This is a genomic window from Uruburuella testudinis, from assembly GCF_022870865.1.
Lineage (GTDB): Bacteria > Pseudomonadota > Gammaproteobacteria > Burkholderiales > Neisseriaceae > Neisseria > Neisseria testudinis.
The window spans coordinates 1191895-1218808 of the sequence record NZ_CP091508.1; the positions used below are offsets into that span (position 1 = coordinate 1191895).

The 26914-nt window shown below is 56.6% G+C and carries 11 protein-coding genes; 3 read left to right on the plus strand and 8 right to left on the minus strand.

The genetic code is table 11. The features are described from left to right. Positions 1 to 139: 139 nt before the first annotated feature. Together mnmC1 and LVJ83_RS05560 are read right to left on the minus strand one after the other, a co-directional pair. Complete coding sequence (mnmC1, locus tag LVJ83_RS05555) at positions 140 to 1921, minus strand: FAD-dependent 5-carboxymethylaminomethyl-2-thiouridine(34) oxidoreductase MnmC1 (RefSeq protein WP_244787103.1); 1782 nt, start codon at positions 1919 to 1921, stop codon at positions 140 to 142. A 33-nt stretch (positions 1922 to 1954) separates the two neighbouring features. Beyond that, positions 1955 to 4198, minus strand: a complete 2244-nt coding sequence (locus LVJ83_RS05560) for an AsmA family protein (protein WP_483368481.1) — start codon at positions 4196 to 4198, stop codon at positions 1955 to 1957. 187 nt (positions 4199 to 4385) lie between these two features. On the opposite strand from LVJ83_RS05560, the gene LVJ83_RS05565 reads away from it, so the two are divergent. Then, positions 4386 to 5261 carry a chorismate mutase gene (locus LVJ83_RS05565; RefSeq protein ID WP_244787107.1) on the plus strand — a complete coding sequence of 292 codons (876 nt, stop codon included), beginning with the start codon at positions 4386 to 4388 and terminating at the stop codon, positions 5259 to 5261. 314 nt (positions 5262 to 5575) lie between these two features. Here LVJ83_RS05565 and LVJ83_RS05570 read toward each other — a convergent pair whose 3' ends face one another. The 6 genes from LVJ83_RS05570 to smc all read right to left on the minus strand — a co-directional run bounded on the left by LVJ83_RS05570 (position 5576) and on the right by smc (position 14333). Continuing rightward, the gene (locus tag LVJ83_RS05570; protein WP_244787109.1) at positions 5576 to 6256 is read right to left on the minus strand and encodes an epoxyqueuosine reductase QueH; all 681 of its coding nucleotides are present in this window, start codon (positions 6254 to 6256) and stop codon (positions 5576 to 5578) included. A 142-nt stretch (positions 6257 to 6398) separates the two neighbouring features. Further along, the gene (locus LVJ83_RS05575; RefSeq protein WP_244787111.1) at positions 6399 to 7526 is read right to left on the minus strand and encodes an aminotransferase class V-fold PLP-dependent enzyme; all 1128 of its coding nucleotides are present in this window, start codon (positions 7524 to 7526) and stop codon (positions 6399 to 6401) included. Between the two features lie 127 nt (positions 7527 to 7653). Continuing rightward, a complete protein-coding gene (locus LVJ83_RS05580) occupies positions 7654 to 8289 on the minus strand; it encodes a DsbA family protein (RefSeq protein WP_244787113.1) in 636 nt (211 codons plus the stop codon). Beyond that, the gene (locus LVJ83_RS05585) at positions 8283 to 9146 is read right to left on the minus strand and encodes an MBL fold metallo-hydrolase (protein ID WP_244787115.1); all 864 of its coding nucleotides are present in this window, start codon (positions 9144 to 9146) and stop codon (positions 8283 to 8285) included. Before LVJ83_RS05585 ends, LVJ83_RS05580 begins: the two co-directional genes overlap by 7 nt. A 203-nt stretch (positions 9147 to 9349) precedes the next feature. Further along, entirely contained in the window at positions 9350 to 10384 is a 1035-nt protein-coding gene (gene purM / locus LVJ83_RS05590; RefSeq protein ID WP_244787117.1) for a phosphoribosylformylglycinamidine cyclo-ligase, read from the minus strand. Positions 10385 to 10841: 457 nt separating this feature from the next. Next, positions 10842 to 14333: a chromosome segregation protein SMC gene (gene smc, locus LVJ83_RS05595; protein ID WP_244787119.1), complete on the minus strand. Its 3492-nt coding sequence runs from the start codon at positions 14331 to 14333 to the stop codon at positions 10842 to 10844. A 782-nt stretch (positions 14334 to 15115) separates the two neighbouring features. Here smc and LVJ83_RS05600 point away from each other — a divergent pair. Continuing rightward, on the plus strand, positions 15116 to 16015 hold the full coding sequence (locus LVJ83_RS05600; RefSeq protein ID WP_244787122.1) for an OmpA family protein: 900 nt from the start codon (positions 15116 to 15118) through the stop codon (positions 16013 to 16015). A 49-nt stretch (positions 16016 to 16064) separates the two neighbouring features. Next, the gene (locus tag LVJ83_RS05605; protein ID WP_244787124.1) at positions 16065 to 26783 is read left to right on the plus strand and encodes an Ig-like domain-containing protein; all 10719 of its coding nucleotides are present in this window, start codon (positions 16065 to 16067) and stop codon (positions 26781 to 26783) included. Positions 26784 to 26914 lie beyond the last annotated feature (131 nt).

The following is a 26914-nucleotide window of genomic DNA, read 5'->3' on the forward strand; positions in this document are numbered from 1 at the left end:
ATTCACAAAAGTAAGCGAACCAGGCGGCGAGAGCTGGACGGAAGGGGTTATTGTTATTACCAAAACACTTGCCACCCAAACACTTTCCACTGTGCGGCGCTCGATATTTATTGGCGGCACTGCAAATCCGGCTGCGGCCTCATGCCCGTTCTGACAAGCGCTCATGGCGCACGATGGCGCGGATGATGCTGCGGTTGGGGTGCAGTGCGTTGCGGAGGCGCGGTGAGAGCGGGTCGGGCAGGCCGAGGATGCGGGCGGCGATGCTTTCGGCGCAAATCGGCGCGGTGGCGAGGCCGCGGCTGCCGTGGGCGGTGTTGATGTAGGCGTCGGGCAGGTAGGGGCAGGGGGTGTTTAGGCGGTAGTTTTTATCCAGTGCCAGCTTGGCGTATGCGCTTTGTATGGCGCGGATGTCGCCGAGCGGGCCGGCCATCGGCAGGTGGTCGGGGCTGTCGCAGCGCACGGCGGCGTGGCCTAGGGTGTCCTGACCATTCGATTTGCGGGTGTATTTTGCCCCTGAAAACGCATCTGCTGCGTTAAAAAGCCTCGCAAGATGTCCAATCTTGCTGCGTTTTTTGCCTGGCATCTGCATTTTCAGGAATAAAAATCCCCTCATAAACAAATTGTCCGGACACCCTAGGGTGTTCTGGCCATTCGTTTGGCGGCGGTTCGGGCCGTCTGAAAGCAAATTGTGTGCCAATGCGGGATGAAGTGCGGCCAGCCCGGCGCGGTTGGCGGCTTCATCGCTGGTGCGCAGTCGGCTGTCTGCATCGTGCGGCAGAAATGTGGCGCCATAGCAATGCAGCCCTTGCCAGGCGGGGCTGATGTAGGTGGCGCCGGAAAGGGCGCAACGCAGCCGCGCGGATTGGGCGGTAACGGCGGCGAGGCTGGTTTGGCCGCGGATTAGTTGATAGGGCAGTGCGGCCAGGTTGAAATCGGCGGCGTCGGGGCTGTGGGCGCCGAGGCAGTAGATGATGTGGCTGCCGCAAAAGGTTTGTGCGGGGGTAGCGGCCTGCCATTCGCGGCCGTTGTGGACGGCGTGCAGCAGCGGGGTGTGGCTGTGCAGTGTGATCAGCGGGTGATCGAGCAGCGCTTGCACCAGCGCGGGCGGGTTCAGCCATACGCCTTGCGGCCAGTAAAGGCCGTCTGAAGCAATGGGAAGGCCGGCGATTTTGCTGGCTTCGGCGGCATTGACGCTGCGGTAAAGGTGGGCATGGTGTCGTTGTTGACCCAATGCGTGGTTGCGTTTGGTTTCGGCGGCGCTGTGGTTGAGGTGGAGAATGCCGTTGCCGCCCCATGTGTTGCTGTCGGGCAGCAGTTTTTGCAGCAGGCGGCGGCTGTGGCCGTAGCCGCAGAGCAGCAGCTCGGTCTGCTCGGTGTTGTGGGCGGAAATTTTGGCATACAGCAGCCCTTGGCGGTTGCCCGAAGCGGCTTGTGCCGGCTCGCCGGCTTCTAACACGGTGACCGGCAGCCCGCGTTCGGCCAGCGCTCGGGCAGTGGCGGCGCCGGCAATGCCCGCTCCGATAACGATGGCACGGGTGGGGGCGGCGCTTTGCCGGGGCGCTTGCAGCCACGGTTTGGCTTGCTCTTGCGGCTCTTGCGGCAAGGCGGGGGTTTGCCATTGTATCGGTGCGTTGAAGTAGTCGCCCAGCCGCGCGGCGTGTCGGGGCGGCAGCAACCACAGATGAACGCCGGGCAGGATGTCGTTAAGGGCGTTGGGGCCGTTGAATTGCAGGCAGCCGATTTGTGTGTTGAGGCGGTGCTGTAATTGTGTTTCGAGTGCAGACGGGTTTTCAGACGGCCTGAAGGCGGGCATGTCGGTGTCGTGCAGACACACAATCAGATAAAGCGGTGCGGCATGCGATTGCACGGCTTGTGCTATGGCGGCCAGCGGTGGCGGGGCGTTCCAGGCGAGAAAATTCATGATGAGGCCGTCTGAAAAATATGGGGTGGTGTTTTAGGGGGTGCCGCTGTTGCGCGGGTTGAGCCATTGCCATTGCTCGCGCAGGGTTTCGGCCAAGGCGCGGCGCCTCTCTTCGGGGGTGCTCATGCCGTAGGTGAGGCGCTGAAAGTCGATGGTTACCGAGGGGTTGTCGATGGGGCCGCTGATGGTGAGCGGTATCGGCTTGGCTTGGCGGTTGCGGGCGTTGTGGATAAACAGGTTTTCGGAAAGGGTTTGGCTGGCGAGGTCGGTGCGGCCGCTGCTGCGGATTTCCAGCCGCGGCGAGATCAGCTCGACGTTTTCGTGATAGTCGATGCCGTTTTCGATATGGCTGAGCATGGAAAAGCGGCTGAACGGGGTTTGCACGTCGGTGCGGCCGCTGCCGATGGCGGCGGCGTTGCTGGCGCGTTGCAGGATGTTGTCGAAATCAATGCCGAGCCAGGCGCCGTCGGATACGGTCAGTTGCAGGCTACCGTTCAGGCTGCGGGTGAGCTCGCTGCGGTTGCTGCCGCGGGCGGTGAGGTCGATAACAGCGTTGCCGTTGCCGCTGATGCTGCTGTAGGCAAACAAATCTTGCAGCAGCGCTCTGATGTGCACGCCGGCGGCGTTTTGCTGCAAGTGGTAGGAAATCGGGTTGGTGTTGGCCATGCTGATGCCGCCTTCGGTGATGCCGCCGTAAAGCCCGGCGCGAAAGCCGGATAAGGTGATGCGCTCGCGGTTGGCAAACAGGTGGCTGCTCAGGTTGTCGAATTGCAGACCGGGCATGCTGAGGCTGCCGATGGTGATTTCGGTATCGATAACGGGCGCTTTTTCATGCAGCAGCAGGGCGGGGTAAAGGCTGCCGGATTGCGCCTGCAAGTCTTGCCAATAAGGGGCGAGGGCGAGTTTGTGCAGGTTGAGCCTGCCGCTGAGTGTCGGCGTGCCGTGCGGATTGGGGGTGTAGGCGGCGTTGAGTGCGGCCGGTTGGCGGTCGAACAGGCCTTGCAATCCGGTTTGCCAGCTGCCGTTGTGCTCGAGTGTGAAGGTGCCGGCCAGCTGGCTGTTGAAGCGCGGATCTGCTGCTTTGCCGAGGTTGTCTTGCAGGGTGGTGAGCTTGATGTCGGCACGCAGTTGCTGGTTTTTCTGCCAGGTGGCGGCGCCGGAAAGGTTGAATGTGGTCTGCCGGCTGCTGCTTTGCAGATTGTTGTTGATTTCAAATTCATCGATGGCGGCAATGCTCGGACGCAGGCTGATTCTGCCCAGCGCTAAGGAGCCGTTCCAATGCGCCGACTCGTTGCCGGCGGTGTAGACGGCGTTGATTTTGCCGATGTTCAGGTGGCGGTTGGCCCAAGTGGCGGCGGGGCTTTCGGCGGTGAGGTGCAGGTTGTGGAAAGGGCTGTCGGCACGCAGACGTATGTTTTGCAGCGTGAGGGTTTGCGCGGAGGGTTGCCAGCTCAGGCTGCTCTCGCTGTTGAGGCTGAACGGCTGCCCGTGTATGGCGCTGTCGGCCTGCAAGTGCAGCTGCGGTATGCGCCAGATACCGTTGTTTTGTTGCAAACTGCCTTCCGCCGACCAGGCGGCCGGGGCGGATGTATGGCTTTGGAGGGTGCCGCGGCTGCTGAAGGGGCGGCCTTCGTTGCTATCGTTGCCGATATCGGTATAAAAATCATTCAGATAATAGCTGCGCTCGGGCAGGTGGATATTGATGCGGCTGTCGGATACGCTCAGCCGGCCGGGTGCGGCCGTGTCGGTGTGTGACTGCCATAAGTCTTGCAGGCTCCAGCGCCCGTCGCTGTCGTGCAGCAGCTCGATTTCCGCTTGGCGCAGCTGCCATTTTTCAATTTCGGGGCGTGCCTGCCACAGGCTGCTCCAGCTGATGCCGATGCGCATTTCTTTTACCATCACGGCGGCGGCTGCGCTGCCGGGTTTGGTAATCACCACGTTGTGCAGCGTGGCGGTGGGGCGGGGCAGCCAGCTGCGGCCGATGTTGCTGCTGAAGCGCACGCTGCGGCCGCTGCCCGCTACGGCATCGTCGGCCAGCGCGTGCAGGCGTTCGGGGCTGAAAAGCTGGTGCAGCGTCAGGTAAAGGCTGAGCACGGCCAAAATAAGGGCCATGCTGCCGAAGCTGATGAATTTCAGCCAAAATCTGCCTGAGCGCAAAAGACGAATCATGGGTGGATATAATCGGAAAAACAGCTTGGAGTATAACACACGCGTTTGGAAACATTGGCACGGCAAGGTGATTGTTGCTACTATGTAGCCGTTAAACTGCTGCTGCATCACGAAGCGGCGAGCCGGAGACGGTAGCAGCTTGTACGACAAGGTGAGACAGCGATGTAGGATGATGCAGTTGAACGGCTATCGTGCAATCAGCCAAATCGCCGGTTTTGTGTTTGGCGGCGTGATTTTTGCGTTGCCGTTTGTATGGTTCAAGCGGTGCGGCCCTTGAATATCCGGGAGCTTTATCATGATTATTGTTATGCAGAAACAGGCTTCGGGCGCCGCTATCGAGCGTGTGGTCGGGCTGATCCGCAGCCGCGGCCTGCAAGAGCATGTGTCGCGCGGGGAAGAGCGTACCATTATCGGCGCGGTGGGGGATGAGCGTGTGTTTCATCCGCACGAAATCGAGAGCCTGCCCGAAGTGGAGCGCGCCATCCGGGTGTTGAACGACTGGCGTATCGTCAGCCGTGAAGCACAGCCGCACGACAGCATCATTACGGTGCGCGGCGTGGCGTTCGGCGGCAGTAAAATGCTCGATATTGCCGCCACACCCGAGCGGGCGGCTGCGGCCGATGCGGTGTTTGCCGACCCTTTTTATCTGCCCTACAGCCCTTATGCCGACAGCGGTTATGGTGAGGAAAAAAACCAAATCCGCACCATGCAGGCGCTGATGCAGCAATATCATGCGGCAGGCAAACCGGTGATTGTGCGCATACGCGATGTCCGCCAAATTGCTCCCGCGCTCAATGCGCAGGCCGATATTTTATATTTGGGCGGCGAATTGATGGGCAATCGGGCGCTGCAAGACGAAGTTGGCCGTCTGAATACGCCGGTGGTGTTGTGCAAAGACAAGCACCATCGGGTTGACGAATGGCTGGTGGCCGCCGAACATGTGGCTTTGCGCGGCAATCACCACATTATTTTGGGCGAGGCGGGCACGCTCAGTTTTGAGCCTGAACATACTTACCGTTTGGATGTGGATGCGCTGGTGCGGGTGCGCAAGGCCAGCCATCTGCCTGTGATTGCCAACATCACCCGCCTGTGGCACGGCGATATGCCGCAAGAAACGCTGTATAAATTGGCGATGGCGGCAGGGGCGAGTGGGGTGGTGAACAGCTTGTAAGCGGTACGATCAAACCGCCGCCTTGTTGATCGTCAAACTCAAATAAAGGTATCACAAGGCAACAGCTTACTTTTGTGAATGGTTAAAGGCCGTCTGAAAACATAATTGTTTTCAGACGGCCTTTAATCATGAGCGCCTTGGGGTGCCCTGATGTGTCATAGATTATCATCTTTTTTGCGCTAAAAGCACATCTGCTGCGTTAAAAAGCCTCACAAGATGCTCAATCTTGCTGCGTTTTTTGCCTTGCATCTGCATTTCCGGGAGCAAAAATCCCCTGATAAACAACAGTCAAACCGATTCGGCAGGTTTTCCGCTCAGTTTTCGTTGTCTTCGTCGCCGTAATATTTGACGCCGATTTTAATCGGTGCGCGGCCTTGTGATTTGCGGTGGTGGTTGGAATCGCGCAGCGAATAGGCGCAGCCGCAGTATTCCTGCTGATAAAAATGCTCGCGCTTGCTGATTTCAATCATGCGCGCGCTGCCGCCGCCTTTGCGCCAGTTGTATTCCCAATATTGCAAACCGGGGTATTTTTCAGCCGCACGCACGCCGCAGTCGTTGATTTGGTTCATGTTTTTCCAGCGCGAAATGCCCAGGCTGCTGGTGATGACGGGAAAGCCGTGTTCGTGGGCATAAAGGGCGGTGCGCTCGAAGCGCATATCGAAACACATGGTGCAGCGGCGGCCGCGTTCGGGGTCCATTTCCATGCCTTTGGCGCGCTCGAACCAGTTGTCGACATCGTAATCGGCATCGATAAACGGGATGTTGTGTTTTTCGGCGAAGGCGATGTTTTCGTTTTTGCGGATTTCGTATTCTTTTTTCGGGTGGATGTTGGGGTTGTAAAAATAAATCGTAAAATCAATGCCCGAAGCGAGCATGGCTTCCATCACTTCGCCGGAGCAGGGCGCGCAGCAGGAATGCAGCAGCACTTTTTTGTGGCCGCCGGGCGGCACCAGCTCGGGGCGCTCGAAAGGTTTTTGGTCGGAGGTGTTACTCATGGTGTGGTGTTCTTTATGCGTGTGACAAAAGCGTTTCAGACGGCCTTTTCTCAAATAAAGGCCGTCTGAAAAGTGTTGAGGCATTATTTTAGCAGAACAATGCCTTATCGTAAAAGTAACCAATGCCTGAAAGCGCTAAAACTTATTTCACTTTAGCCAGCGTATCGGCAAAGGCGGCCACGGCGCGGTCGATGTTTTGCAGCTTGTCTAAGCCAAACAGGCCGAGGCGGAAGGTGGAAAAATCGCTGCGCTCGCCGCATTGCAGCGGCACGCCTGAGGCAATCTGCATGCCTTGTGCCGCAAATGCCTTGCCGTTTTGAATGTCGGGATCAGTGGTGTAGCTTACCACCACGCCGGGGGCTTCGAAGCCGGGCGCAGCCACGCTGGGGAAGCCTTGCTCGGCCAGCAGCGCACGCATTTTCTGCCCCAATTCGGTTTGCGCGGCTTTGAGGGTGTCGAAACCGATGGCTTCGGCTTCGCGTATCACATCGCGCAAAACCAGCAGCGCATCGGTTGGCATGGTGGCGTGATAAGCGTGGCCGCCGTTTTCAAAAGCCTGCATGATGGCGAGCCATTTTTTCAAATCGAGCGCAAAGCTGTCGGATTCGCTAGCCTGCACTTTTTGATAAGCGGCTTCGTTCAACATCACCAGGCCGCAGCAGGGGGAGCCGCTCCAGCCTTTTTGCGGTGCGGAAATCAATACATCAATGCCGAGTGCGGCCATATCCAGCCAGATGCAGCCCGAAGCGATGCAATCGATAACCAGCAAACCGCCGACGGCGTGCACAGCATCGGCCAGCGCTTTGATGTAATCATCAGGCAACATGATGCCGGAAGCGGTTTCTACGTGCGGTGCAAACACTACGGCGGGGCGGTATTCGGCAATCGCCGCGGCCACTTCTTCAATCGGTGCGGGCGCAAACGGCGCTTGGGCTTCATCGCTCTGACGGGCGGTAAACACGCACGTATCGGCGGCAATGCGGCCTTGTTCGAGAATCTGCGTCCAACGGAAGCTGAAAAAGCCGTTGCGGATAATCAGGCATTTTTCATCCCGTGCCAGCTGCCGCGCCACCGCTTCCATGCCTGATGTGCCGCTGCCGGGAATCACTGCCGCATAATCGGCGGCATACACTTTTTTCAGCGTGGCGGCAATCTCGCGCAAGGTCGTCTGAAACTTTTGCGACATATGGTTTAAGGCGCGGTCGGTGTAAACCACCGAATATTCGAGCAGGCCGTCTTCATCAATTTCGGGGCGGGGCAGGGTGGTCATGCAGGTTCTCCGTTTGTTGTAGTGATGTGTTGACGGATATTAGCATCAATACGCACAAGCTTAAAGGCCGTCTGAACCTCATATTTTCAGACGGCCTTTAATAAGCGCACGGTTGCTCGGATGCTGGTCAGACAAGCTGCCGTATTTGCGCGGGCAGTTGTGCCAAATCACCAAACAGCAATTTGCCGGGCAAGGCTTGCGGCAGGATGTGCTGGCCGGCAGGTTGAACCAGCAGTTGCGGTACACCTTGCAAGCCCAAACTTTGTGCGCATGCGCGGCCCTCGCTGATACGTGTTTGTGCCGCAACGCGGGTGGCAGGACGGGTGATGATAGCGGCGGCTTCGTGCAAATCAAGTGCTTGCAGAATATCAGCCAACACGTCAGCATCAGTTACATCACGCCCATCGACATAACGTGCAGTTTGGAATGCGGCGAGGGCGCTCAACTCTCGCTCGGGGCGATGTAAGGCAACCGCCGTCAGCGCATCGACCATAGGGGTGGAATCGAATCCGGTGTTGGAACCTAATACATTTTCACGGTAGGCATCGGAAAATACTTGGCCGGTGAGCGCGGCGATTTGTTGGTCGTTGCGCCGGGCGTGGGCGGCAAAATCAGCATCAATCGTGCGTCCGGGTTGGCAAAACAGTCCGGTGGGCAGGGCGCGGAGGTGGAAATCCGCTTGCGCGGCCAATAGGCGGATGGCAGGGGCGGCGCCATAGCACCAACCGCACAGCGGGTCGAACAGATAAGTGAGGTTTACCATTTCATTTCGCCTTTGTTGACTTTGGCGCCCAGTTCGAGATTGATTTGGCCGCCGAGATCGGGATAGGCTTTTTGCATGTTGTCAATCAATGCTGTGCTGTTTGGGCTGGCGGCCAGCTTCTGCTCGAAAGTGTTGAGGTAATCGCGGGTGTGGCGGATGGCTGATGCATCATATTGAGCACCTGCCTGTGCATGGCCGGGAATCACGGTTTGGGGTTGCAGCGCGGCCATTTCATCCAGCTGCTGCCGCCATGCGCGGCGCTGTGCGGCGGTGGCGGTGTCGGCCGTCCAAACGTGCATATTGCCGAATACGCCGATGTTGCCGGTAAGGGTTTTGATGGAGGGAATCCACACATACGGGCGGTGCGCCAATATGCCGGTGGTGCCGCGGATTTCAATGGTTTTGCCTTCCAGCGTGAGTGTGTTGCCGGTGAGCGGGGTGGGCAGCAGCGGTTTCACCGGCGCGTTGGCGCCCATGCGCGGCGACCATGTAGCCAGCTTGGCGGGCAGTTTGGCTTTGATTTTCTCCACTACGGCGGGGGTGGCTACCACTTTTGCTTCAGGAAAAATCTGTTTCAATGTTTCTGCGCCGAAATAATAATCAGGGTCGGCCTGGCTGACTAAGATGGTGGTGAGCTGCTTGTTGCTGTCTAATACGTTGGCGGCAATCCGCAAAGCATCGGCGCGGGTAAAGCCGGCATCGATGACCACGGCTTCTTTTTCGCCGCTGATTAAGGTGGAGTTAACACTGAAGCTTTCCGGCGAGGCGTTGTAAACTTTTACCTGCAAATCTTCGGCTTGGGTGAAGGCGGTAGCCAGCATCAGCGTGGCGGCAAAAATAGGGGTTTTGATGTTCATGCGGATAATCCTTTATTTTGGGGTGTGTGATAAGAAAGTGCGATTGTAGACGGAAACGGTGGAAAGATTAAGTGGCAATGGCTGATTTGATTGTTTAGTTTTTCTAATGAATTGCGGTGTGGCTTTGCTGCAAATCTAAGGCCGTCTGAAAATATATTTTCAGACGGCCTTAGGGTGTCCGGACACCCTGGGTTGCGGAAAGCTTAAGCGACCTGGGTTTGGTGCTCGTCGCCTTGGCGCTCGCGGATTTCGCCGAGGCGGTAAACGGTTTCGCCTTGTTCGGTTAAGAATGCCTGCACGGCGTCGGCATCTTCTTTTGCGATGATGACGGCCATGCCGATGCCGCAGTTGAAGGTGCGGTACATTTCCTGCGCGTCAACGTTGCCGGCCTGTTGCAGCCATTGAAACAGCTTGGGCATTTCCCATGCTGCGGCATCGATTTGGGCAACGGTGTGTTCGGGCAATACGCGCGGTATGTTTTCGGTGATGCCGCCGCCGGTAATGTGTGCCATGCCTTTGATGGTGAATTGCTTGAGCGCGGCCAGAATCGGTTTGACATACAGGCGGGTGGGGGCGATGATGGCTTGGCGCAGGGTTTTGCCGCCGTCAAACGGGGCATCTAAATCGGGTTGGTCGCGCTCGATGATTTTGCGTACGAGGGAATAGCCGTTGGAGTGGGCGCCGTTGGAGGCTAAGCCCAATATCACGTCGCCGGGCACGATGCTGCGGCCGTTAATCACTTGGTCTTTTTCTACTACGCCGACGGCGAAACCGGCAAGGTCGTATTCGCCTTCGGGATACATGCCGGGCATTTCGGCGGTTTCGCCGCCGATCAGGGCGCAGCCGGATGCTTCGCAGCCTTGGGCGATGCCTTTAATGACATCGGTGGCGCGGGCAACGTCGAGTTTGCCGCAGGCGAAATAGTCGAGGAAAAACAGCGGCTCTGCGCCTTGCACCAGAATATCGTTAACGCTCATGGCGACAAGGTCGATGCCGACGGTGTCGTGTTTGTCCCAATCGAAAGCGAGTTTGAGCTTGGTGCCCACGCCGTCGGTGCCGGAAACCAGAACCGGATGGCGGTATTTTTTGCTGATTTCCACCAGCGCGCCGAAGCCGCCCAAATCACCCAATACTTCGGGGCGCATGGTGCGTTTGGCAAAGGGTTTGATGTTTTCAACCAATTGGTCGCCGGCATCGATATCGACACCTGCATCGCGGTAGCTCAATGAATCGCTCATGTGGCAGGGCTTTCTTCGGGTGGGTAAAAGTCGGTGCTTATTTTACCTGATTTTAACGGGCTGTTGTTTGTGCCGGCCAAATAATTTCAGACGGCCTCTGCTGTCATAGCCGCTTAATTTAATAGCTATTCATAAAAATAACCTGACTGCGTCGGCTTGCCTTGTTTGCTTGCTTTTATGAATGGGTGTGATTCTGCAAACAAGCCGGGCCGTCTGAACGCATTTTCTTTCAGACGGCCTTTGTATGGGCAGGGTTTTTGTGAACTACACTCTGTTACGTGGGTTTGGGATAAGATAATTCATGAGATATAGAATCCTTCACGATTTTACCCCACCCTAACCCTTTCCCGTTGGGTCGGGGGAGGGAACAGAGTGCAGTAGTAGCAACCGAATGCGACGCTTGCCGGCTGCATTTCCAGAAGCAAAAATCCCCTCATAAACGACACATCAGGACACCCTAGGCCGGTTCGGCCATGCTCAGCGCTTGTTGGATATCGACGGCGACAATGCGCGAGACGCCTTTTTCTTGCATGGTCACGCCGATCAGCTGCTCGGCCATTTCCATGGTGAGGCGGTTGTGGGAAATATAGAGAAATTGGGTTTGCGCCGACATTTCTTTCACAAGCTTGCAGAAACGGCCGGTGTTGGCGTCGTCGAGCGGGGCATCCACTTCGTCGAGCAGGCAGAAGGGGGCGGGGTTGAGGCTGAACAGGGCAAACACGAGGCTCATGGCGGTCAGGGCTTTTTCGCCGCCGCTCAAAAGGTGGATGGTGCTGTTTTTCTTGCCGGGCGGGCGCGCCATGATAGAAACGCCGGCGGTGAGCAGGTCGTCGCCGATCATGTGCAGTTTGGCTTCGCCGCCGCCGAACAGAGTGGGGAAGAAGGTTTGTACTTTTTCGTTGACGGCTTGAAAGGTTTCTTTGAAACGGGCTTTGGTTTCGTTGTCGATTTGGGCGATGGCTTCTTCGAGCAGGGCGATGGCGGATTGCACGTCTTCGCTTTGGTTGCGGTAATAGCCGTCGCGTTCGCGGGCTTCTTCCAATTCTTGCAGGGCGGCGAGGTTGACGGCGCCGAGGGCTTGGATTTTTTGGGCGAGGCCGCCGATGTCGTCGCTGAGGGCTTTGAGGCTGCCTGATTCGGCGGCCAGGGTTTCGAGGGCGGCTAAGTCGGCTTGGCGCTCTTCGAGGTTTTGGTGGAAGCGTTTGGCGCCGAGCAGGGCTTCTTGCTGTTGCAGCAGCGCGGTTTGGGTGGCGGCTTGCAGTTGCGGCAGTTTGGCCGATAGGGCTTGCTGGGCAGCGTATTGTTCGCGGCCTTGGGCTTGGGTGGTGCTAAGTTGCTGCTGCACGGCGAGGTATTGCTCATCCAGAGTAAGCACTTCTTCGCTGAGACTGTCGAGTTTGAGGTGTTGTTCGTCGCCGGCTTGTTCGGCTTCATAAGCCAGTGCCAGCTCGCTTTGGCGCTCCTGCCAGTCGAGGGTTTGCTGTTCGAGCTGGGTCAGTTGCTGCTGTTGGTGTTGTTTTTGTTGTTGCAGTTTGTGTACATCGACTTCGGCGAGGCCGTAGCGGCGGTTGGCTTCGAGCAGGGCGAGGCGGGCTTGTTTGAGCCGGTTTTGCTGTTGGCTGCAGTTGTTGCTGATGCTGTGTTGCTGCTGCTCCAGCTCGGCGGCGGCTTCGCTGAGGGTAGCGATGTCGTCTTCGAGGCCGTCTGAAGTTTGTTCGAGAATCAGTTGTTCTGCTTCGATTTGCAGCAGTTCGCGCGCGATGTGTTCGCGGCGGATTTGGCCTTGGTTGGTGCGGGCGAGCAGCTCGGCGGCGCGGGTTTGGGCGGCTTGGTATTGTTGTTGGTGTTGTTTTTGCTGCTGCAACAGGTTTTTGTGGTGTTGTTCGGCGGCTGTTTGAGCGCTTCGGGCTTGGTTGTGGGTGCGTTCGGCGTTTTGCAGCTGTGGTGCGAGTGCTGCCAGCTCGGTGTTGAGTGCGTCGAGGCGCTCTTTGCGTTCAATGAGATTGCCGCCGCTGTTTTGGGCATACAGCATCACGCTGATGCGGTCGATTTGGTGGCCTTCGGGGGTGAGCCAGATTTGGCGGCCCTGCAAGTCGTTTTGGCGGGCGAGGGCGTAAGGTAGATCAGGGGCGCACAGAATGCCGTCGAGCCAGTGGTGCAAGGCCGTTTGAAATGGGGCTTTGGCTTGAATCTGATTGAGCAGGGCTTGTGCGGGCAGGCTTTTTTTGAGGCCGCCTGAAAGGTGGTCGGCCAGCCATGCGGCCTGGCCTTGGGGCAGCGGTGCGGGCGGGGTAAACCCGGATGGCACGGCGCGGGCGTGCAGGCGTTCGGCCAGCACCACGCTGAGGGCGTGCTGCCATTCGGCGGGGGCGGTAATGTGCTGCCACAGCTGCGGGGTTTGGGCGGCTTCGGTGTGCGCCCAAAAATCGCTGTCGGTGTCGCTTTGTGCCAGCAGTTGGGCGAGGGCTTGTTGTTGTGCCTGTAGGGTGATGTGTTGCTGTTGCAGCTTTTGCTGCTGCACAGAGGCCGTCTGAAGCTGTTGTTGTGATTCTTCAAGCTGTTGTTCTGCTTGAATGATTTGTTCTTCGTAATGTGTTTGCTGCTCGGCCAGCAGGGCGGCTTGCTGTTGCGCGGCCTCGGTGTCGGCATCGGCGGGCAGGTTGAGGGCGGTGTTTTCTTCTTTCAGACGGCCTTGACGTTGGGTTTGGGTGTGCAGGGTTTGTTTGGCATGGCTCAGTTGCTGCTGCTTCAAGGCCAGTTCGCGTTTGATGCGGTTGTGTTCGTCTTGCTGGTTTTGGTGGGCGGATTCGAGCGCGCTTTGGGCTTCTTCCAATTCGGGCAGTTGTTCTTCCTGTTCGGCCACCATCATCGCCAGCTCGGCCAGCTCGGTTTGTTTGTTTTCGATTTGATAATCGGTTTCTTCCTGCTTGGCGCGGATTTGCTGCTGCTCTTGATGGATGCGTTGCAGTTGTGCTTGTGCGGCGGTGCGGTCGCGCTCGATACGCTGATGCAGGGTTTGCCGGTGGCGGATTTGTTCTTCGAGGCGGGCGATTTGTTCGCGCAGAATGCCGCGGCGGTTGCTGATGTCATGCGCATCTGCCTGCTGTGCCTGTTCGGCTGCTTGCAGGGCGTGAATCTGCTCGCTGAGCGTTTGGATTTGCGCGGCGGTTTCGTCTTGCTGCTGTTGGAAATTTTGATGTTGGGCGGTGGCTTTGTCGGCGGCGGCCAGGGCTTGCTGCCATTGCACGTAGTCGAGCAAATCTTGCTGTTGCGACAGTTGGCGGGTGAGGGTTTGGTAGCGTTCGGCGGTTTCGGCCTGTTTTTCCAGCTTTTCAACCTGGCGGCCAAGTTCGCTTTGCAAATCGGCCAGGCGCTGCAAATGCTCGCGTGTGTCTTTCAGGCGGCCTTCGGTTTCTTTGCGGCGCTCTTTGTATTTGGATACGCCCGCCGCTTCTTCTATGTAGGCACGCAATTCTTCGGGACGCGCTTCGATGATGCGCGAAATCATGCCTTGTTCGATAACGGCATAACCGCGCGCGCCCACGCCGGTGCCGAGAAACAGATCGGTGATGTCGCGGCGGCGCACTACTTGGTTGTTGATGAAATAAGTGGATTCGCCTTGGCGCGTGAGCTGGCGTTTGATGCTCACTTCGGCATATTGCCCCCACGGGCCTTGCAGGGTTTGATCGGCGTTGTCGAATACCAGCTCGACCGAAGCGCGCGGGGCGGGGCGGCGGGTGGCAGCACCGTTGAATATTACGTCTTGCATGCTCTCGCCGCGCAGCTGTTTGGCCGAGGCTTCGCCCAATACCCAGCGCACAGCATCAATCACGTTGGATTTGCCGCAACCGTTGGGGCCGATAACGGCCACCAGCCGGCCGGGCACGTGGATGCTGGTGGGGTCGGTAAAGGATTTGAAGCCGGCAAGTTTGATGTGGGTGAGGCGCATAAATCGGACTGATGAAAGAGAGACGGCTATTTTAGCTGAAATCAGGATGATGTGCTTTTGTGTGTGGCGGGTATTTTGCCTGACGGCGGATGCCTGCTTGAAAAAAATATTTTGATTGTGTGAAGCTTGGTTGTTGAAGCTGCTGTTTCAAATAGATTTTTTGTGATTTGAAACACGTTTCTTAAAAATTTACACTCCATGCGAATGGCGGTGTTTTCGAGGGTAAAGGCGGGGTGTTGTAAAAAAGATACCCCGTGAAAATATTCTTAAAGCTGATAATTTTAAGCTTTAGAGCCTAAGATTTAACTTTTGTTTTGCATATGTTTATGTCTTTGGCATGAATGCATTGCTTACCCTTCCGGCATTTTTAAAAGGGTGGGAAAAAGGCCGCTTTCAACCTTTTGTCAGCTTAATTTGCCGTTTGTGAAGTCATGTTAAAAGCATGCGCAGATGCGTTTATCATTCTGCTACGTCTTGCTTTATGTGATACGGGGATTGCCGCAATCCGCTGTCAAACTAATACGGAAACGGCTTCAAATCACTAGGGCGTTCTGATGTGTTGTTTATGAGGGGATTTTTGCTCCTGGAAATGCAGATAGCGGGCAAAAAGCGCAGCAAGATTAGATATCTTGCGAGGCTTTTTAACGCAGCAGATGCGTTTTTAGGAGTGAAAGCACCCATAAATCGAATGGTCAGAACATCCTAACACATAGGGCCGAAAAATATTTAATAACGGCATGTGTCTTGAGGCTTTCAGGGCGGTGCCTACAGGAGCCTTGATTATGTTCAAACCTCGTCATTTGTTGTGGATTCTTTTGCCGGCACTCGCTTCCGGCTGCGCTTACCATCCGAAAGAAACCTGGGTAGATACCTATCCGATTGTATACGCTACCGATGTGCCCGAAGGCCGATCATCCGTTGTGTTTTACCGCCCGGCTGATGCAGTTGACGGGCCTGCTGTGAATGTTTATGTCAACGGCCAATATTCCGGCTCTTTGCAGCCCAATGCCTACCGCCAAGAAACCGTTTGTGCGCAAAACCAAAGATTTTATGCCGAATTTACCGACCGTGATGCGGCATACAGCAAAAAAGCCAACGCCGGCGATTATTACAACCTGCCCGAAGCGGCAGTGTCGTTTTTCAAAATTGTTGACAACGGCAACGGCGCACCGCAGTTGCAGGCTGTTTCCCCGGAGCAGGCGCAGCAGGAAATACAGGGCGTGATGCAGCAAAACCACACGCTTTCCCGGGTAAGCAAAACCGGGCAGTGTGCGCAGGTATTAAAACAATACAGCCTGCAAGCTGCTGCTTTGTTTCAATTCGACCGCTATCAATATAAAGACATGCTGCCGCAGGGGCAGCGTGAAATCGCCGCCATCTCTGAAGATATCAAGCAAAACCCCGACCACATCAGCAGCATTGCTGTTGTCGGCCACACCGACCCGCAAGGCAGTGCGCGTTATAACCAAAAACTATCTTACGAACGTGCCGCTACTGTGAAGCAGGCGCTGGCCGGCTCGGGCGTGCCCGGCAATCTGATTACGCCGCAAGGCCGCGGCGAGCGTGAGCTGAAGGTGGCCGACTGTCGTGCAAAACACCCGCGCAATGTCGAGGCACGCAAAGCATGCGACCAGCCCAACCGCCGTGTGGAAATTATCCTGCGTGGCGAAAAAGCAGAATAACACGTGATTCCAAAAATACCGAAATCAAAGAAATTTTAAGGTGAATAAAATGGCTAAAAACATTACGCTGAAAATCAATAATGCTCAAGAAACCGTAGAAACCGTGAATTTTCAGACGGCCTCAGGCGAGGCGCTGCGCATTCCGGCACAGGCGGATGTGAACTATCAGTTTGTCGACGACGCAACCCGGCTCGGCCCGGAAAACATCATGACCAAGCGCGTAGGCAATGATTTGGCCATCGCGTTTGAAGGTTCGGATATTCAAAATCCTGATATGATTCTCGAGGGCTATTATGCAGATACCACCGGTGCATCAAAAAGCAGCCTGTTAATCGGCGAGCATGAAAACGGCGGCATGTATCCCTATGTGCCTGAAAGTGCCGCGCCGGCCGATGCCGTTACCATGTTGGCAGAAGAAGTGGAAGCCGGTCAGGCGCTGGGCGGAGAAATCGTGCAAAGCTTGTGGGCACCCGTACCGTGGTGGTTGCTGGGCTTGTTGCCGTTGGCCGCATTGGCCGCCGCTTCAGGCGGCGGTTCGGATGATTCCGACCGACCGGTAATCGCACCGATTGAAATCAGCGCAGATGCCCCCGATAACACCAACGACAATACGCCGGCCATCACCGGCACCACCGATGCTGCAACCGGCAGCGTAGTGGTTGTGGTGCTGACAGACAGTGCCGGCAATACCCAAACCGTTTCCACCGTGGTGGGCGAAGACGGCTCTTATTCTGTGGTGCCGGAAACCGCGTTGGCCGATGGCGGATATACTGCGGCGGCCACGGTGACCGAGCCGGGCGGCAGAACGGCCACGGCTACCGACCCGGGCAGTATCGACACCACGGCCGTTATCACCGTTGATGCACCGGATTCAAGCAACGACAATACGCCGACCATCACCGGCACCACCACCGATGTAGAAGTCGGCCAACCGGTAACCGTTGTGGTGACCGACAGCGAAGGCAATACCCAAACCATCACAACCACCGTAGGCACCGACGGCACCTATTCTATAGATGTACCGAATGCCTTGCCGGATGGCACCTATACCGCCGTAGCAACTGTTCAGGATAAATTGGGCAATCAGGCTGAAGCCACCGATCCGGGCTCGGTAGACACCACCGCGCCGGTGATTACTGTAGACGCGCCCGACAATACCAACGACACCACTCCGACCATTACCGGCACCACCGATGCGCCGGCAGGTTCTGTAGTCACTGTTGTGATTACCGACAGCGAAGGCAAGACCCAAACCGTTACCACTACCGTTGATTCAGGCGGCCACTACAGCGTTGATGTGCCCGAAGCGCTGCCGGAAGGTAATTATGAGGTGGACGTTAGAGTAAAAGATCCGGCCGGCAACGAAGGCAAAGCCAGTGATGACGGCAGCGTAGATACTGTTGCGCCAACCATCACCGTAGACGCGCCCGACAATACCAACGACACTACCCCGACTATTACCGGCACTACTGATGCGCCAGAAGGTTCCGTAGTAACCGTTGTGGTAACCGACAGCGAAGGTAATACCCAAACCATCACCACTACCGTTGATTCAGACGGCCACTACAGTATTGATGTTCCCGAAGCGTTGCCGGAGGGTAATTATGATGTTGATGTCAGTGTAAAAGACCCGGCCGGTAACGAAGGTACCGCCGGCGATAACGGCAATGTCGACACCACCGCACCTGTGATTACCGTAAATGCACCGGATCATACAACAGATACCACCCCAACCATCACCGGTACTACCGATGCGCCGGCGGGCTCTGTGGTGACTGTTGTGGTAACCGATAGCGAAGGCAATACCCAAACCGTATCGGCTACCGTAGATGAAACAGGTAATTATGCCGTTGAACCCATCCGCCCGTTACCAGATGGCGATTACACCGCCGAAGCGACGGTAACCGATCCGGCCGGCAACGAAGGCAAAGCCAGTGACCCAGGTTCGATTGATACCACTGCACCGACGATTACTGTAGATGCCCCCGACAATACCAACGACACCACCCCGACCATTACCGGCACTACTGATGCACCGGCAGGTTCCGTGTTGACTGTTGTCGTCACCGACAGCGAAGGCAACACCCAAACGCTGACCACTACCGTTGATTCAGACGGCCACTACAGCGTAGACGTGGAAACCCCGCTGGCCGAAGGCGATTACACCGCCGAAGCGACTGTGACCGATCCGGCCGGTAACGAAGGTAAAGCCAGTGATGACGGTAGTATTGATACGAATGCACCGACCATCACCGTAGACGCGCCCGACAACACCAACGACACCACCCCGACCATCACCGGCACTACTGATGCGCCGGCAGGTTCTGTGGTGACTGTTGTGATTACCGACAGCGCAGGCAATACCCAAACTGTGACCACCACGGTTCAGGAAGATGGTACTTACAGCGTCGATGTACCCGAAGCATTGCCGGAAGGTGATTACACCGCCGAAGCGACTGTGACCGACGAAGCAGGCAATACTGCCACGGCAACCGATCCGGGCTCGGTAGACGTAACTGCGCCGAGCATCACCGTAGACGCCCCCGACAACACCAACGACACCACCCCGACCATCACCGGCACCACCGATGCACCGGCAGGTTCTGTGGTGACTGTTGTGATTACCGACAGCGAAGGCAATACCCAAACGCTGACCGCTACCGTTGATTCAGACGGCCACTACAGCGTAGACGTGGAAACCCCGCTGGCCGAAGGCGACTACACCGCCGAAGCAACCGTAACTGATGCAGCGGGCAACGAAGCGACCGCTACAGATCCGGGTTCGGTAGACACAACTGTGCCGACCATCACCGTAGACGCGCCCGACAATACCAACGACACCACCCCGACTATTACCGGCACCACTGATGCACCGGCAGGCTCTGTGGTCACTGTTGTCGTCACCGACAGCGAAGGCAACACCCAAACGCTGACCACTACCGTTGATTCAGACGGCCACTACAGCGTAGACGTGGAAACCCCATTGGCCGAAGGCGATTACACCGCCGAAGCGACTGTGACCGACGAAGCAGGCAATACAGCCACTGCAACCGATCCGGGTTCGGTAGACACAACTGCACCGACCATCACCGTAGACGCGCCCGACAATACCAACGACACTACCCCGACTATTACCGGCACCACCGATGCACCGGCAGGCTCTGTGGTCACTGTTGTCGTCACCGACAGCGAAGGCAACACCCAAACTGTGACTACCACGGTTCAGGAAGATGGTACTTACAGCGTCGATGTACCCGAAGCATTGCCGGAAGGCGGTTACACAGCCGAAGCAACGGTAACCGATCCGGCCGGCAACGAAGGTAAAGCCAGTGATGACGGCAGTATTGACACGAATGCACCGACCGTCACCGTAGACGCGCCCGACAACACCAACGACACTACCCCGACCATCACCGGTACTACCGATGCGCCGGCAGGTTCTGTGGTGACTGTTGTGGTAACCGACAGCGAAGGCAACACCCAAACGCTGAGCGCTATCGTTGATTCAGACGGCCACTACAGCGTAGACGTGGAAACCCCATTGGCGGAAGGCGGTTACACCGCCGAAGCGACGGTAATCGACGAAGCAGGCAATACTGCCACTGCAACCGATCCGGGCTCAGTAGACACAACGGCACCGACCATCACCGTAGATGCCCCCGACAACACCAACGACACCACCCCGACCATTACCGGCACTACCGATGCACCGGAAGGCTCGGTTGTGACTGTTGTGGTAACCGACAGCGAAGGCAATACCCAAACCGTTACCACTACCGTTGATTCAGACGGTCACTACAGCGTAGACGTAGAAACCCCGCTGGCCGAAGGCGACTACACCGCCGAAGCAACCGTAACTGATGCAGCAGGCAACGAAGCGACCGCTACAGATCCGGGTTCGGTAGACACAACTGCACCGACCGTCACCGTAGACGCGCCCGACAACACCAACGACACTACCCCGACCATCACCGGTACTACCGATGCGCCGGCAGGTTCTGTGGTGACTGTTGTGATTACCGATAGCGAAGGCAATACCCAAACTGTGACCACCACGGTTCAGGAAGATGGTACTTACAGCGTTGATGTACCCGAAGCATTGCCGGAAGGCGATTACACCGCCGAAGCGACTGTGACTGACGAAGCAGGCAATACTGCCACTGCAACCGATCCGGGTTCGGTAGACACAACTGCACCGACCGTCACCGTAGACGCGCCCGACAACACCAACGACACTACCCCGACCATCACCGGTACTACCGATGCGCCGGCAGGTTCTGTGGTGACTGTTGTGGTAACCGACAGCGAAGGCAACACCCAAACGCTGAGCGCTATCGTTGATTCAGACGGCCACTACAGCGTAGACGTGGAAACCCCATTGGCGGAAGGCGGTTACACCGCCGAAGCGACGGTAATCGACGAAGCAGGCAATACTGCCACTGCAACCGATCCGGGTTCAGTAGACATAACGGCACCGACCATCACCGTAGATGCGCCCGACAATACCAACGACACCACCCCGACTATTACCGGCACCACTGATGCACCGGCAGGCTCTGTGGTCACTGTTGTCGTCACCGACAGCGAAGGCAACACCCAAACTGTGACCACCACGGTTCAGGAAGATGGTACTTACAGCGTTGATGTACCCGAAGCATTGCCGGAAGGCGGTTACACAGCCGAAGCGACTGTGACTGACGAAGCAGGCAATACTGCCACTGCAACCGATCCGGGTTCGGTAGACACAACTGTGCCGACCATCACCGTAGACGCGCCCGACAATACCAACGACACCACCCCGACTATTACCGGCACCACTGATGCACCGGCAGGCTCTGTGGTCACTGTTGTCGTCACCGACAGCGAAGGCAACACCCAAACGCTGACCACTACCGTTGATTCAGACGGCCACTACAGCGTAGACGTGGAAACCCCATTGCCGGAAGGCGATTACACCGCCGAAGCGACTGTGACCGACGAAGCAGGCAATACAGCCACTGCAACCGATCCGGGTTCGGTTGATACCACTGTGCCGACCATCACCGTAGATGCGCCCGATAATACCAACGACACCACCCCGACTATTACCGGCACCACCGATGCGCCGGCAGGCTCGGTTGTGACTGTTGTGGTAACCGACAGCGAAGGCAATACCCAAACCGTTACCACTACCGTTGATTCAGACGGTCACTACAGCGTAGACGTAGAAACCCCGCTGGCCGAAGGCGACTACACCGCCGAAGCAACCGTAACTGATGCAGCAGGCAACGAAGCGACCGCTACAGATCCGGGTTCGGTAGACACAACTGCACCGACCATCACCGTAGACGCGCCCGACAATACCAACGACACCACCCCGACCATTACCGGCACTACCGATGCACCGGAAGGCTCGGTTGTGACTGTTGTGATTACCGATAGCGAAGGCAATACCCAAACTGTGACCACCACGGTTCAGGAAGATGGTACTTACAGCGTCGATGTACCCGAAGCATTGCCGGAAGGCGGTTACACAGCCGAAGCAACGGTAACCGATCCGGCCGGCAACGAAGGTAAAGCCAGTGATGACGGCAGTATTGACACGAATGCACCGACCGTCACCGTAGACGCGCCCGACAACACCAACGACACTACCCCGACCATCACCGGCACCACCGATGCACCGGCAGGCTCTGTGGTCACTGTTGTCGTCACCGACAGCGAAGGCAACACCCAAACGCTGACCACTACCGTTGATTCAGACGGCCACTACAGCGTAGACGTGGAAACCCCATTGGCGGAAGGCGATTACACCGCCGAAGCGACGGTAATCGACGAAGCAGGCAATACTGCCACTGCAACCGATCCGGGTTCGGTAGATACAACAGCGCCTACCATCACCGTAGACGCGCCCGACAACACCAACGACACTACCCCGACCATCACCGGTACTACCGATGCGCCGGCAGGTTCTGTGGTGACTGTTGTGGTAACCGACAGCGAAGGCAACACCCAAACTGTGACTACCACGGTTCAGGAAGATGGTACTTACAGCGTTGATGTACCCGAAGCATTGCCGGAAGGCGGTTACACAGCCGAAGCAACGGTAACCGATCCAGCCGGCAACGAAGGTAAAGCTACCGATGATGGCAGTATTGATACCAATGCACCGACCATCACCGTAGACGCGCCCGACAATACCAACGACACTACCCCGACTATTACCGGCACCACCGATGCGCCGGCAGGCTCGGTTGTGACTGTTGTGGTAGCCGACAGCGCAGGCAATACCCAAACTGTGACCACCACGGTTCAGGAAGATGGTACTTACAGCGTCGATGTACCCGAAGCATTGCCGGAAGGCGGTTACACAGCCGAAGCAACGGTAACCGATCCGGCCGGCAACGAAGGTAAAGCCAGTGATGACGGCAGTATTGACACGAATGCACCGACCGTCACCGTAGACGCGCCCGACAACACCAACGACACTACCCCGACCATCACCGGCACTACTGATGCGCCGGCAGGCTCGGTTGTGACTGTTGTGATTACCGATAGCGAAGGCAATACCCAAACTGTGACTACCACGGTTCAGGAAGATGGTACTTACAGCGTTGATGTACCCGAAGCATTGCCGGAAGGCGGTTACACAGCCGAAGCGACTGTGACTGACGAAGCAGGCAATACTGCCACTGCAACCGATCCGGGTTCGGTAGACACAACTGCACCGACCGTCACCGTAGACGCGCCCGACAACACCAACGACACTACCCCGACCATCACCGGCACCACCGATGCACCGGCAGGCTCTGTGGTCACTGTTGTCGTCACCGACAGCGAAGGCAACACCCAAACGCTGACCACTACCGTTGATTCAGACGGCCACTACAGCGTAGACGTGGAAACCCCATTGGCGGAAGGCGATTACACCGCCGAAGCGACGGTAATCGACGAAGCAGGCAATACTGCCACTGCAACCGATCCGGGTTCGGTAGATACAACAGCGCCTACCATCACCGTAGACGCGCCCGACAACACCAACGACACTACCCCGACCATCACCGGTACTACCGATGCGCCGGCAGGTTCTGTGGTGACTGTTGTGGTAACCGACAGCGAAGGCAACACCCAAACTGTGACTACCACGGTTCAGGAAGATGGTACTTACAGCGTTGATGTACCCGAAGCATTGCCGGAAGGCGGTTACACAGCCGAAGCAACGGTAACCGATCCAGCCGGCAACGAAGGTAAAGCTACCGATGATGGCAGTATTGATACCAATGCACCGACCATCACCGTAGACGCGCCCGACAATACCAACGACACTACCCCGACTATTACCGGCACCACCGATGCGCCGGCAGGCTCGGTTGTGACTGTTGTGGTAGCCGACAGCGCAGGCAATACCCAAACTGTGACCACCACGGTTCAGGAAGATGGTACTTACAGCGTCGATGTACCCGAAGCATTGCCGGAAGGCGGTTACACAGCCGAAGCAACGGTAACCGATCCGGCCGGCAACGAAGGTAAAGCCAGTGATGACGGCAGTATTGACACGAATGCACCGACCGTCACCGTAGACGCGCCCGACAACACCAACGACACTACCCCGACCATCACCGGCACTACTGATGCGCCGGCAGGCTCGGTTGTGACTGTTGTGATTACCGATAGCGAAGGCAATACCCAAACTGTGACTACCACGGTTCAGGAAGATGGTACTTACAGCGTTGATGTACCCGAAGCATTGCCGGAAGGCGGTTACACAGCCGAAGCGACTGTGACTGACGAAGCAGGCAATACTGCCACTGCAACCGATCCGGGTTCGGTAGACACAACTGCACCGACCATCACCGTAGATGCGCCCGACAATACCAACGACACCACCCCGACTATTACCGGCACCACCGATGCGCCGGCAGGCTCGGTTGTGACTGTTGTGGTAGCCGACAGCGAAGGCAATACCCAAACGCTGACCACTACCGTTGATTCAGACGGCCACTACAGCGTAGACGTGGAAACCCCGCTGGCCGAAGGCGACTACACCGCCGAAGCAACCGTAACTGATGCAGCGGGCAACGAAGCGACCGCTACAGATCCGGGTTCGGTAGACACAACTGCACCGACCATCACCGTAGACGCGCCCGACAATACCAACGACACCACCCCGACCATTACCGGCACTACCGATGCACCGGAAGGCTCGGTTGTGACTGTTGTGATTACCGATAGCGAAGGCAATACCCAAACTGTGACCACCACGGTTCAGGAAGATGGTACTTACAGCGTCGATGTACCCGAAGCATTGCCGGAAGGCGGTTACACAGCCGAAGCAACGGTAACCGATCCGGCCGGCAACGAAGGTAAAGCCAGTGATGACGGCAGTATTGACACGAATGCACCGACCGTCACCGTAGACGCGCCCGACAACACCAACGACACTACCCCGACCATCACCGGTACTACCGATGCGCCGGAAGGCTCTGTGGTCACTGTTGTGGTAACCGACAGCGAAGGCAATACCCAAACCGTTACTGCTACCGTTGATTCAGACGGCCATTACAGCGTAGACGTAGAAACCCCGTTGGCGGAAGGCGGTTACACCGCCGAAGCAACCGTAACCGATGCAGCCGGCAACGAAGGCAAAGCTACCGATCCGGGCAGTGTGGACAGCATTGAGCCCAGTGTGTCTGTAGAAGGCCAATCTGTACCGGAAGCGAGCCATACAGTGGTTAGCGGCACGATTAATGTCAGTGATGACCATGCGGTTACTGCCATTACAGTCGGGGGCAGGGATGTGACGCTTGCAACAGCAGATAACCCTGTTGTCATCGTGACTGATAAAGGCACGTTGGTAATCACGGCCTATGATGCGGCTGCTGGCGTAGTGTCTTATACCTATACTGAAAACGGCACGGCTAAAGACCACAGCGGCGGCGATACTTCCGTGATCGACAGCTTTATCGTGACGGTTCGTGATGCGGCAGGCAATCTTGTGATGGAAAGCTTGGATATCACCATTACCGATACGGCGCCTGTTGCGGCAGATGATGCCGGCAGCATTCGCGAAGGTGATGTTTCGGTGAGCGGAAATGTGTTGGAAAACGACAGCACCGGCGCCGATACTCCAACAGAAGTCAGCCTGGAAAACGGGCAGGGCGCTTATGGCCGGTTAACGCTTGATGCAAACGGCGGATACAAGTATGTGCCGGATGCTGATAATAGCGCGGTGAAGGCTTTGAATGACGGCGAAACCCTGACCGACAGTTTCACTTATACGATAACCGATGCCGACGGTGATACCAGCACAGCCACGCTGAATATCACCATCAACGGCGTATCAGACGATAAAGCCGTTATCGGCACCAATGAACCGGAAACCGATATTGTCGGCGGCGGCGGTAACGATGTGCTGATTGGCGACCGCGGCGGTTATAACACTGTGATTACCAAAGGCACCGATTACAACGTAGCGATTTTGCTGGATATTTCCAACAGTATGCAGGATTTCGAAACCGATGCCGGCATCACCTATCTGGAAATGGCGCGCCAATCTCTGCTCAAGCTGGCACAAGATTTGGGCAATCACGACGGCAATATCAATGTGGCATTTATGGCATTTAACCGTACCGCCAATATGGTGTTGAACATCAGTGAGCTGACTGAAGACAATGTGGATGAGTTGCTGGCATCGATTACTGCGTTGCAATTGGGCCCGCGCATTCAGGGCGCCACCAACTATGATGATGCTTTTGCAGATGCCGCCACATGGTTTAACAGCGTGTCCGACAACGGTCACACCAATGTTACCTATTTCCTTACCGACGGCCAGCCCACTGTATACGGTGCAAGCGGCGCCAACAGTGTCGGAGCATACACCACTCAGGAAACGGTAACGGCGGCTTTAGAAAGCTTCCAAACATTAAGCAAGGTTTCTGCCGTGCATGCCATCGGTTTTGCCCAAGGCATCAGAGAAACTGTGTTGGATTACTTCGACAACACCATGGAAAACGGCGGGGAAATGGCATCTGGCAGCACAACGTTGACCGAATATGCCGGCCAATATCCGGTTACTTTCACCTACAGCGGTGAGATGGGCGATTCTGCCATCGTTGCCAATCCGGCCGAGCTGGATGTCGCTTTGGAAAGAGGTACCACCACCAATGTGCAAAATGAAATCTCTTCCGACACCATGTATGGCGGTGAGGGCAATGATATTCTGTTTGGCGACAGCATCAACACAGACGATTTGTCTTGGGTAAACGGCGACACCGATGCCGAATATACCGCCGGCAGTCATGACGGTATGGGGGCAGAAGCCTTAACCGAATACATCAAATGGTCTGACAACAGCGGCAGCGATGCCAGCGATCAGCAGATTGTGGATTATGTTCGTGAAAATTGGGTCGATTTGCTCGACGGCCGCAGCGACGGGGGTAACGACACGCTTAACGGCGGCGGTGGCAACGATATCCTGATCGGCGGTGCCGGTAACGATACGCTGAATGGCGGCGAAGGTGCCGACCAGTTTGTGTTCTTGGCCAACAGCAACAGCGGCAACGATATCATTACCGATTTTGAAGAAGGCTCGGATAAAGTTGTATTTGCCGATTTGGTGGGGGCGGAGCAGCTGCAAAACGCTGTTTGGGATGATGCCGGCCACACCTTGAGCTTTACCGGTGTCGGCAGCGACGGCAGCGAATACAGCAACAGCATCACCTTCAGCGGCATGTCGGCCGGGCAGACTTTGGAAAGTGTGCTTGAAAAACATGTGGAATTTATCGCTTGATTTTAGGGTATTTTGACCAGTTGATTGATGAGTATATTTTGCCCCTGAAAACGCATTTACTGCGTTAGAAATCCCCTCATCAATCGAATGGTCGGAACACTCTGGTCGTATCAGAAAAGCCCTGCATCAGA

Excerpts from the sequence above, each read along its gene's own strand:
- mnmC1 (WP_244787103.1), bottom strand. The coding sequence starts at position 1,921 with ATGAATTTTCTCGCCTGGAACGCCCCGCCACCGCTGGCCGCCATAGCA.
- LVJ83_RS05560 (WP_483368481.1), bottom strand. The coding sequence starts at position 4,198 with ATGCAGCAGCAGTTTAACGGCTACATAGTAGCAACAATCACCTTGCCG.
- LVJ83_RS05565 (WP_244787107.1), top strand. The coding sequence starts at position 4,386 with ATGATTATTGTTATGCAGAAACAGGCTTCGGGCGCCGCTATCGAGCGT.
- LVJ83_RS05570 (WP_244787109.1), bottom strand. The coding sequence starts at position 6,256 with ATGAGTAACACCTCCGACCAAAAACCTTTCGAGCGCCCCGAGCTGGTG.
- LVJ83_RS05575 (WP_244787111.1), bottom strand. The coding sequence starts at position 7,526 with ATGACCACCCTGCCCCGCCCCGAAATTGATGAAGACGGCCTGCTCGAA.
- LVJ83_RS05580 (WP_244787113.1), bottom strand. The coding sequence starts at position 8,289 with ATGGTAAACCTCACTTATCTGTTCGACCCGCTGTGCGGTTGGTGCTAT.
- LVJ83_RS05585 (WP_244787115.1), bottom strand. The coding sequence starts at position 9,146 with ATGAACATCAAAACCCCTATTTTTGCCGCCACGCTGATGCTGGCTACC.
- purM (WP_244787117.1), bottom strand. The coding sequence starts at position 10,384 with ATGAGCGATTCATTGAGCTACCGCGATGCAGGTGTCGATATCGATGCC.
- smc (WP_244787119.1), bottom strand. The coding sequence starts at position 14,333 with ATGCGCCTCACCCACATCAAACTTGCCGGCTTCAAATCCTTTACCGAC.
- LVJ83_RS05600 (WP_244787122.1), top strand. The coding sequence starts at position 15,116 with ATGTTCAAACCTCGTCATTTGTTGTGGATTCTTTTGCCGGCACTCGCT.
- LVJ83_RS05605 (WP_244787124.1), top strand. The coding sequence starts at position 16,065 with ATGGCTAAAAACATTACGCTGAAAATCAATAATGCTCAAGAAACCGTA.